Raw genomic sequence first — 9,745 nt, 5'->3', positions numbered from 1 at the left:
CCAAGAACCCGGTTCGCCAGTTCAGACTGCCCCGCCCAAACCCCAAGCGGCATTCCTATGGCTGCGGCCAGTAAGACGGATACGCCGCAAAGATAAACGGTGATCATCGCATCCCGCCAGAGCCCATTCACCGCAATGAACCCAGCAAGAGACGCGCAGAGCAAGCCTAGCTTAAGGCCACCAACACGCCCCCCTACAAGCCCCAGCGCCACAATACCCCATGCCCACGGGATGCCAACAAAAAAGCGCTTTATAGGCAACAGAAGATAGGTCAGTAGTGCGGTCTTGAACGCTTCAAACACCTCAAAGAAGTTGATGTTGATCCACTTGATAGCCTCATCCCAGAAAGAACCGGTCGTGAGCGTCAACGTTTCTGGATAGCTTTGCAGAAATGGAAACATCTTCCCCAGCAATGCCAATACAACAATACTGAGGAGGGCAATCCCAGCCAGAGGAAGCGGCTTGATACAATCAATACCGAGCCCGTCATTTTGTCCGTGGTCTTGCTGAGAAAACGCCTGGCTCAACCGGTCCAATGCAATTGCGATGACGACGATGGCCAGTCCGGCTTCGATGCCACCACCAATATCCAATCGTCGCAGGGCTGCCAAAACGTCATAACCCAACCCTCCAGCGCCAATGATTGATGCAATGATGACCATGTTCAGGGAGAGCATGATGACTTGATTGACGCCAACCATCAGTGTTGGCAGAGCTGAAGGCAGCAGAACCTTCCACATCATCTGGCGAGATGTACACCCAGACATCTGCCCAGCTTCATGAAGCTGCGTTGGCACAGATTGAAGAGCAACCAACACAACACGCACCATCGGCGGCATTGCATAGATGATAGTTGCGACCAGCGCAGAAACCGGCCCAAAGCCAAACAGGAACAGGATGGGCACCAGATAAGCGAAGATGGGAACCGTCTGCATAAGATCCAGAACTGGTCGCAGAAGTCGCTCAAAACTCGCAGACTTGTAGCCAGAATGCCAAGTGCAAGCCCACCAAACACACCAAATGGCACCGCAATAGCAATTGAAGCCAGCGTCACCATCGCGCTTTGCCATTGCCCGAAGACCGCGAGATAGAGGAAGCAGCCAGCGACCAACAGTGCCAAACGCCTGCCACCAACACGAAGTGCCAGTAGTGTCAGCAGCAGTGTAACTGCAATCCAGCTTAAGGACGGCAGAACCTCAACAGCCTGCTGCCCCACGCCGGAGTTAAAACCGTCCGCTAGCAAAGCCCTCACAGCATCATAGGGAACTTCAATCAAGGCAGAAAAGAAACGTGTGAGTTCACGAAATGTGAAAAGCCCAAAACTGGCGTCTTCAACCAACCACGACATGAAACTGCTGATCCGGTTGTCCAACTTCCATTCCCACGCGCTGGGAAATTTAATGATCCATCGCGCCCCCAAGGCCTTGTACAGCTGAAACGAGTAGGCGGAGAGCAACCATGTTGCGGCAAAAAGAACGCTCCAAAAGAGAGCAGGACTGCGAAAGCGTTCCGAGAGTTGGTTGATCATTCCACCAACTCCTGTTCCAGCATCAAGCTAACAATCCTATCGCGATCTATGGTTCCAATCGGTTCATCATCATTCATCACACGAAATGGACGGTTTGACTTTCCAACTTGAACCGCCACATCCGCGACCTTCTGGTGCGCACTCAAATCTCCGGCATACGAGCCTGCGGAGCATCCTTGCTCCATGATCGTTGCAAGCTGAATGACTTTGGTCTTGGGAATATGCTGGGTGAATTCTTCCACGTACTCTGTTGCTGGATGAGTGACCAGCTGTTCCGGCGTTGCAATCTGGACGATCTCGCCATCCTTCATCACGGCAATTCGGTCTGCTAACCGAATAGCCTCTTCAAAGTCATGGGTGATGAAGATGATCGTCTTGTGAAGCTTGCTTTGAAGTCGCAAAAACTCATTCTGCATTTCTCGCCGGATCAAGGGGTCCAGCGCAGAGAAGGGCTCATCAAGAAACCAGAGATGGGGATCACCAACGAGCGATCGCGCAATTCCAACCCGCTGCTGTTGCCCGCCAGAAAGCTCCCGAGGATAGGCGTTTTCACGCCCCGTCAGGCCAACGGTGTTAATCATCTCCTGTGCACGCGCCTCGCGTTCTGCGCGGCGCACACCCTGCACATCCAATGGAAAGGCAACGTTTTGAAGGACAGTCAGATGCGGCAGCAAGGCAAACTGCTGAAACACCATACCCATCTTCTTGCGCCGGACCTCTATGAGCTCACGCTCGGACATGCTGAGGAGGTCTTGCCCTTCAAAACGTATCGAACCTGCGGTGGGTTCCACCAAACGGGAAAGGCAGCGCACCAAAGTTGATTTACCAGATCCGGAAAGGCCCATGATCACGAAGATCTCGCCCTTCATAATCTGCAGATCTGCAGCACGAACAGCACCCGTCAGCCCAGCAGTATCCAGCGCCTCAAGATCTGGCGTAGACGATCTATCACGTAGAAAAGTCTCAGCGTTAGACCCATAGATCTTCCAAAGATCCTGGCAATCCAAAAGGACAGACTGGTTCATGAAACATCCCCACAAGCGCTGATCGTCAACTGGAAGCAAAGGAAGATCTGCCTCGTATCAAGGCCAGATCCAGGGCAGAGTTATTTTAACCAGCCCTGCCATCTTTCTTCATTTGCAGAGAGCCATTCACCGACAACCGCATCAACGGCTTGCCCCTCCAGATCCACTTTGGAGATCATCGCGCTCATTTCAGCATTGCTGACGTGGAAGTTGGAGATTGCCTGCGCAGCGCCGGGCCATTTTTGACCTAGACCCGCCCAGGCAACCTTCCAGATGGGGCCAGTGGGTTTGCCACAATCATAGGCCGCACTGGGGTTAACTCCAGTTGTCGCGTCCTGGTAACAGGCTGCAGAGTAGGGCGGAAACTCGATGAACTTACCGTCATACTTTGCAGGCGCCCAATGGGGCTCATAAAGCCAGAGAATGATGGGCGCCTTGCGTTGATAAGCAGACTCCAACTCTGCAAACAACGCAGCATCGGTACCGGCATGGACAACTTCAAAATCCAGCTCCAAAGCCTCAACCCGCTCTTCATCAAAACCGCCCCAGGTGACAGGACCACCCAGATAACGCCCTAGTGGTGCGGTCTCAGCAGTTGAAAATGCTTCGGCACAGTCTTTGAGAGCTTCCCAGTTCGGCAAACCGGGACAAACGTCCTCCATGTACGATGGAAACCACCACTCCTCGATGGCGATCATGCCGCTTTCACCCAGGCTCACCACATTCCCGGTTTCAATGGCTTCATCCATCGCTTCCCGACCTGTGGTTTCCCAGATCTCCATGGCAACGTGCAAATCGCCGGTCTTCAGGCCAGCAAACTGAGCAATGTAATCGGCTTGTACATACTCGATGTTATAACCAGCCCGCTTCAGAACTTCTCCCATGATGGTGGTGGTGATGATCTGTCCAGACCAGTCATGCGTGGTGATTTTGATTGGATCAAGCGATTCAACGTCGGCCTTGGCAGCGCCGATGTTCAAAGCTATGACCAAAGCAACTGATGGAATTCCAGAGTATTTCATCCTGTCCCCTCCTGCAGATGATTTTCCTCATCTCAACGCTGCAAGAATTGAAACCCATCTCCCGAACAACTCCATCAGCGTGCACTTAGCTTACGTTGAGGTATTTGAGAAAATCAACATAATCCCACAGATATAATTCTCAAATAATGTGCTGTTATGTGGGTTAATGTGGCTATTTGAGGTATTTTGTGTTTTGAGTAATGGAACTTAACACTGGCATATGCAAAGCTGTTGTGGAGCGGATTTCATGGAAAACATTAATAATCAAACCCAAAGTGAAATCTTGGAAGCGGTCAGAAAGGCAGGAGGAACGAGCCGAATCGTAAGCCTTGCCAAGCACCTTGCAGTCTCTGAAGAAACCATCCGCCGCAACGTGAGATGCTCGCGAAAGAAGGATTTCTGGAGAAAGTCCATGGGGGCGTGCGACTGCTCCATGAAGACAATGAGGAAAGCGACTTCCACGCACGAATGCTTGAGTGCCCGGCAGGAAAGAGAAAGATTGCTGCAACTGTCGCAAACATGATCGAAGACGAAAGCTCACTCTTTTTGGATGTGGGCAGCACCACTGCTTTCATTGCCGATGCGCTCAAAGACCATAAGCGCCTGATGGTCGTCACCAACTCGGTCGCCGTTGCTTACAAGCTTGCCACACGAAATGAAAACCGCGTCTTCATGGCCGGAGGAGAACTGCGCGCCCATGATGGGGGCGCTTTTGGCGCCACAGCCGCAAGCTTCTTCGAGAACTTTCAAACAGACTACGCCATCTTATCGGCTGCTGCCATAAGCCCAAGCAAAGGCATCATGCTGTTTGACCTTGAAGAAGCTCAAATCTCCAGAACAGTCATGCAACACGCCAACTGCAAAATCGTGGCCGCAGATTCCAGAAAATTCACCCGAACAGCCCCCATCAATGTCTGCGATCCAACTTTGATTGATGCGCTTGTCACAGAGCAGAAACCGACCGACACGTTCTATCAGTCAGCAGAATGTTGGGAGGCCAGAATCGTCGTTGCAAACTAGCGGGGTATGGAGCCTTAGACGGCCATCAATGCAGGGCTGAATGCCGTGCAGCTCATTTCCACCTGTATCGCATGACATTCAATCAATCAGCAACGTCATAGGCAGCTTTGAGAACTTTCTATGAAGCTCAACCGCGATACTCAGCCATAACGAACCAGCTGGATCAATTTATCCGTAGAAGCCGCTTCAGCTTTGTTTGAAAACCACCACGCTTTTCCTTGCGTGCCAACTCTTCCTCTGAAATCAAGAACGTCGTTTGCACCACGTAGCGCTCGCCTTTAAAGGATGGGTGCCCGTGCCAGCTTGTTTCTGAGCGCTTGAAGGCGAAGACATTGCCAGCAAGAGGAGACACCTCTTCGGCATAGTCATCCATGTCCTTGTCACCGTTAAGCGCGCGAATAGCTCCACCTTCTGCGTTGTCCCAATCATCATTGAGGTAGATCAGCATGGTGCAGATCTTGGACTTGGAATCGTTATGTATCCGGCCATCTCCATGTTTGGAAAGGCGACGTACGGTGATCATCCGTGGTTTGTCTATCAGGTCCAGATCCAGTTTGTCAGAAAGGATCTCTGCAAGCTCAGGCTTCTGTAAATCCTCAATCAAGCTCTGAAAAGCACCGGTCGACTCCAACTTGGAGAGAGGCAAATAGCCAGTCTGTTTGATCTCAGGATAATCACGACGAATGTCAGCAGCTTGCTCTTTGGTAAGAACATTCTCTCCAACCATGTACTGGAAAGGACTTGTGCGAGTATTGGAGGCCCTGAGAGCATCGAAATTGATCATTTTCTGACTTCCCTGAAAGCGCTGCTGCCGCGTCATTAAACTTATATGAATGCAAGCTGTAACACGCTGCGAAAGCTTCCAAAATTGTCAGTTCTCAGTGCAGAATATTCACGTTTGGATTTTAAATGAGAAGAAGTCAGCGCCTAATCCCACCGCTCTAGGGGATCGAGAAGCATGCTGAAACCGTGACGGCTCCAGCATGCCGTTTGGTGGGTCAGATTAGCTCTGCCTGAGAGAGATGCAGATACTGCATGAAGCGCTCGTATTGGGTCACCACATCCGCGATCAGCTGTTCTTCTGTATAGCCAAGAACATCATACTCTTGACCACCTTGAGCCAGAAACACCTCAACACGGTAGTAGTTTGTGCCTTCATCATCGCTTTCTTCTTCACCGTCTTCATCATCAATCAAGTGACCAGGACCAATCGCCAAAGCAGTAGTGAAGTAGCGCTTGCGCAGGCCATAGACGAAGATGGTTTCCTCCGATTGCTCAATAGTCAACCGGTAGTTTCTGGATCCCGTCAACGTGGTGGTGAAACCGCGTTTCTCGAACTCTTCCTGAACCTTCTCCAGCGCAGGCTTGCCTACGGTCTGCATAAACTGCCGGGCATCCTGCAATGTGGCATTCTCGGTTAAAGTTCCAATGCGCTGGCGCCAGTCCACCGTGCTCTTGGTATATTGAACCGTAGTGTGGTGCATCTGCAGGTTTTTGGTGCGCAAAGCATCGTCCTGCAAAGCTTTGTAAAGCCCAAAGCACATCAGTAGCATCACAATGAGGAACGGCAAGGCACTGGCAATTGTCGCCGTCTGAAGGGCGCCAAGACCACCGGCATAGAGCAGGATGATGGCCACAAGACCCTGCAAGACTGCCCAGAACACACGCTGCCACACAGGTGAGTTGATGTCGCCGCCAGATGTCAGGCTATCGATCACCAGCGAACCCGAGTCTGAAGAGGTCACAAAGAATACAACCACCAGAACGATGCCGAGCATGGACAGCACGGATGAAAATGGCATGTACTCAAAGAACTTGAAGAGCGCCAGTGATACATCCGATGAGACTGCCTCAGCCAGATTGTCTGCGCCGCCATGAAGGATCAGATCGATACCGGTGTTCCCGAAAATCGTGAACCAGATCAGACTGAAACCGGTTGGGACAAACAGTAGGCCCACAAGAAACTCGCGAATGGAACGTCCACGCGAAACACGGGCGATGAATGTGCCCACAAACGGGGACCATGAAATCCACCAGCCCCAGTAGAGCAGGGTCCAGCCGCCCAGCCACTCGTCTTTTCTGTCATAGGCATAAAGGTTGAAGGTCTTATGGATCAGGTCTCCCAGATACGCACCTGCATTTTGAACGGCTGTCTGCAACAGCGTAACCGTTGGCCCTACGATCAACACAAGCAACATGATGCAAACCGCGAGAATGAGGTTCGTCTCTGAAAGCCGCTTCACGCCTCTGTCGAGGCCAGAAAAGACTGAAGCCGTTGCCATGCTGGAGATCAACACGATCAGGACAATCTGCGAGGTTGTCGAAACCGGAACATCAAACAGATAGTTCAGGCCTGAGTTCACCTGAAATGCGCCATAGCCAAGCGACGTAGAAACACCAAATAGCGTCCCAAGCACCGCGAATGTATCCACCGCATGACCAATCGGCCCGTAAATGCGTTCCCCAATGAGAGGATAAAGTGCTGAGCGAGGCAGCAACGGCAGCTGATGGCGATAAGTGAAATAGGCCAGTGACAACGCAACTACGCCGTAGATCGCCCAGGCATGCAGCCCCCAATGGAACATGGTGATCTTCATGGCTTCGCGGGCAGCTTCAATCGTGTAGCCTTCCATCCCCGGAGGGGACATGAAGTGCATGATTGGCTCAGCAACACCAAAGAACACAAGCCCGATCCCCATACCTGCCGAAAACAGCATGGCAAACCAGCTTTTGTAGCTGTAGTCGGGTTCCGCATGGTCGGGCCCCAGTTTGATGTCCCCAAACCGGCTCACCATGATGAACAGGATGAACAGCAGAAAGATCGCAACGGCGAGAATGTAAAGCCACCCGGTATTGGTTTCGATCCAGTCCTGAATGCTGGTGTAAAACTCCTGAGATCCCTTCGGCCAGATCACCGCAGTGAGCAGCAGCAGGAAGATCAGCGAGATTGAACTGATAAAGACGTGGGGATTGAACTTATGTTTTATTGTCATGGCGTGCTTCAACAAGCGCCGAAAAATGCAAAAAGACGCACGAGTGACGAGACCTGCATTTTTCATGGTCAAACTAACTTGGTTGTGTAGACGGTCCCTTAAAACAACCAGTCCAACTCTGGTTTGTTCTGATTGAACTCAAAGCAGAACATCAAAAGCGGGGCGCTGGAGATACGCCTACTCCATCTGCCAGGCAAATGCTTTTGTGTCGCAGTCCGCATTACCTATTACTCGGTTGTTTTTTGCGGTTCGAACTTACTTTAAAGTAATGCGCTTGGATGAAATGGTATTCACGACGCAAAGGGCTAAGAAATGGCCTGCTTAACACGTTAATCATCTAAAAAAGGCACTCAAAAACGCTTCTCAGAGTGTTTTGGTGCAACCAATCCTGAAAAAGCCTGATTTAGCGCCTGTATGGTGTTGACCGTTCAAATCCAAAAAGGTTAGCTGCGGCATTACAACTATTTCTCGCGTGGGATGTGCCATAGGGGCACGAACCACCAGACAAAGAAAAACACCATGTTCGTGCAGCACCAACGTGCGCGCGTCGTGGTCTGTCATTGTTAAACTCCTTGGAAGATCTTGATGAACACATCCAGACCGCTCGAAAAAATCAGTCACAACACCCTGTTCCGGGAAGGTGATATCTTCGTTCTGTTCGGCGAGCTTTTTGGACGCGGCTATGCCACTGGCCTGCTGGAGCAAGCCAAAGCTGCAGGCATGGACGTCATCGGCATCACCGTTGGTCGCCGCGACGCTGACAACACCCTGCGTGCGCTGACCGATGAAGAGCTGGCAGAAGCTGAAGCGAACCTTGGCGGCAAAATCATCAACGTGCCACTGATGGCTGGCTTTGATCAGGATGCGCCGGAAGGCACACCAACGCCAACCGAACTGGTCAACGAAATGACCATGGACACCTGGCAGGAGCACAAGCTCGACTGGGATCATCTGGCAAAATGCCGTGAGCTGGGCACCGAGCGTTTTAAAGCGTCTCTGGCAAAGATCATGGAACAGCTGAATGACATGATCCCGGCAGGCAAGAACGTGTTCTTCGCCCACACCATGGCTGGCGGCATCCCGCGCGCGAAAGTCTTCATGGCAATCGCAAACCGCATCTATAAAGGCCGCGGCGCACGTCACATGCCATCACAGGATCTGATTGACAGTGATCTGGGCAAGCTGATCCTGCAGAACTTCGACGAAGTGACCGCAAACAGCTTCGGTCATCTGCTGGAAGCAAGTAAGTCCATCCGCGAGCGCATTGAAGCGGACGGCGGCCAGGTGCGTTACACCGCTTACGGTTACCACGGCACTCGCGTTCTGATTGATGGCGAGTACAAATGGCAGACCTACACCAGCTATACGCAGGGCTTTGCCAAAATGAACCTGGAAAACTTTGCGAAAGCGGCTTGGGATAATGGCGTGAAGGCAACTGTCTTCAACTGTCCAGAAATCCGCACCAACTCTTCTGATGTTTTCGCAGGCATTGAACTGTCTCTTCTGCCTCTGCTTGCGGCCTTCAAAAAAGAAGGTGGCGGCGCATGGGTGGATGGCATCTGGCAAAAGTGTCAGGGCTTGCTGAAAGACGACGCGACCGTGGAAGACATGCTGCAGAAAGTCTCTGACTATCAGCAGGATGACGCCATGCAGCCGTTCTACAACTTCGAAGCATGGCCAATGCAGAACTCTGCAGCGCAGGTCGACAAGACCGTTGGCACCTCTCAGGAAATCGTGGACTTGCACAAAAACCGCAAAGAGCTGATCAGCGATGAGCTGAGCCAGCACGTGGTCGCAGCAACCGGCGCGCTCATCTTCGGCGAAGCCAGCGAACCAGCAGCTCCAGTCCTCTGGCTCGACCACGACATGGTCGCCCAAAGCCTCATTCAGTCAAACTGAACCTAAGCTGTAAAAGCGAAACATTTCGAGAAACGGCCCTTCATTTGGAGGGCCGTTTTTTATTGCAAACACAGATTGTCTTGGTAATTGATGCAAAACCTTGCGGTGAGGGCAGAGCTGCGTTTATGCTGAGAAACTGACAGACAGCAAGAACAATGGATTAATCGGAAATTTGCGGTGGACTCCGGTTGTCTGGTGGCAAGCGGTTACCTATATGGATGTTTCCTTAGCACAGCTCAGAACCAAGTTTGGCTCACA

The 9,745-nt window shown here is 51.7% G+C and carries 8 protein-coding genes; 2 read left to right on the top strand and 6 right to left on the bottom strand.

Going from position 1 to position 9,745, the window contains the following annotated elements; genetic code table 11:
* From JCM12308_RS22080 to JCM12308_RS22070, 3 genes are all read right to left on the bottom strand, one after another.
* A partial coding sequence (locus JCM12308_RS22080) for an ABC transporter permease subunit (RefSeq protein ID WP_244271993.1) occupies nucleotides 1-935 on the bottom strand: 935 nt, incomplete at its 3' end.
* Nucleotides 936-1,524: 589 nt separating this feature from the next.
* The gene (locus JCM12308_RS22075) at nucleotides 1,525-2,553 is read right to left on the bottom strand and encodes a quaternary amine ABC transporter ATP-binding protein (RefSeq protein ID WP_054785106.1); all 1,029 of its coding nucleotides are present in this window, start codon (nucleotides 2,551-2,553) and stop codon (nucleotides 1,525-1,527) included.
* Nucleotides 2,554-2,633: 80 nt separating this feature from the next.
* Nucleotides 2,634-3,575, bottom strand: coding sequence for an ABC transporter substrate-binding protein (locus JCM12308_RS22070; RefSeq protein WP_054785105.1), 942 nt, complete (start codon nucleotides 3,573-3,575; stop codon nucleotides 2,634-2,636).
* 378 nt (nucleotides 3,576-3,953) lie between these two features.
* Between JCM12308_RS22070 and JCM12308_RS22065 the strand changes: the two genes are divergently transcribed.
* Entirely contained in the window at nucleotides 3,954-4,595 is a 642-nt protein-coding gene (locus tag JCM12308_RS22065) for a DeoR/GlpR family DNA-binding transcription regulator (protein WP_208978861.1), read from the top strand.
* Between the two features lie 163 nt (nucleotides 4,596-4,758).
* Here the strand turns inward: JCM12308_RS22065 and JCM12308_RS22060 are convergent, their stop codons facing one another.
* The 3 genes from JCM12308_RS22060 to JCM12308_RS27955 form a co-directional block, all read right to left on the bottom strand.
* Nucleotides 4,759-5,379 carry a 2OG-Fe(II) oxygenase gene (locus JCM12308_RS22060; RefSeq protein ID WP_208608680.1) on the bottom strand — a complete coding sequence of 207 codons (621 nt, stop codon included), beginning with the start codon at nucleotides 5,377-5,379 and terminating at the stop codon, nucleotides 4,759-4,761.
* A 214-nt stretch (nucleotides 5,380-5,593) separates the two neighbouring features.
* The gene (locus JCM12308_RS22055) at nucleotides 5,594-7,588 is read right to left on the bottom strand and encodes a BCCT family transporter (protein ID WP_054785104.1); all 1,995 of its coding nucleotides are present in this window, start codon (nucleotides 7,586-7,588) and stop codon (nucleotides 5,594-5,596) included.
* Between the two features lie 363 nt (nucleotides 7,589-7,951).
* Nucleotides 7,952-8,149 (bottom strand): hypothetical protein, encoded by a 198-nt coding sequence (locus tag JCM12308_RS27955; RefSeq protein WP_083416426.1) that lies wholly within the window; start codon nucleotides 8,147-8,149, stop codon nucleotides 7,952-7,954.
* A 24-nt stretch (nucleotides 8,150-8,173) separates the two neighbouring features.
* Here JCM12308_RS27955 and JCM12308_RS22050 point away from each other — a divergent pair, with 24 nt between their 5' ends.
* A complete protein-coding gene (locus tag JCM12308_RS22050; RefSeq protein ID WP_054785103.1) occupies nucleotides 8,174-9,487 on the top strand; it encodes an enoyl ACP reductase FabMG family protein in 1,314 nt (437 codons plus the stop codon).
* The last annotated feature ends 258 nt before the right edge of the window (nucleotides 9,488-9,745 follow it).

It is taken from the genome of Pseudovibrio denitrificans JCM 12308 (assembly GCF_001310815.1).
GTDB lineage: Bacteria > Pseudomonadota > Alphaproteobacteria > Rhizobiales > Stappiaceae > Pseudovibrio > Pseudovibrio denitrificans.
This window is presented reverse-complemented; position numbering and strand designations above follow the sequence as displayed.

What these genes read in the sequence shown, in the direction of transcription:
- JCM12308_RS22055 (WP_054785104.1), bottom strand. Translation starts at nt 7,588, where the DNA reads ATGACAATAAAACATAAGTTCAATCCCCACGTCTTTATCAGTTCAATC.
- JCM12308_RS22070 (WP_054785105.1), bottom strand. Translation starts at nt 3,575, where the DNA reads ATGAAATACTCTGGAATTCCATCAGTTGCTTTGGTCATAGCTTTGAAC.
- JCM12308_RS22075 (WP_054785106.1), bottom strand. Translation starts at nt 2,553, where the DNA reads ATGAACCAGTCTGTCCTTTTGGATTGCCAGGATCTTTGGAAGATCTAT.
- JCM12308_RS22060 (WP_208608680.1), bottom strand. Translation starts at nt 5,379, where the DNA reads ATGATCAATTTCGATGCTCTCAGGGCCTCCAATACTCGCACAAGTCCT.
- JCM12308_RS22065 (WP_208978861.1), top strand. Translation starts at nt 3,954, where the DNA reads ATGCTCGCGAAAGAAGGATTTCTGGAGAAAGTCCATGGGGGCGTGCGA.
- JCM12308_RS22050 (WP_054785103.1), top strand. Translation starts at nt 8,174, where the DNA reads ATGAACACATCCAGACCGCTCGAAAAAATCAGTCACAACACCCTGTTC.
- JCM12308_RS27955 (WP_083416426.1), bottom strand. Translation starts at nt 8,149, where the DNA reads ATGACAGACCACGACGCGCGCACGTTGGTGCTGCACGAACATGGTGTT.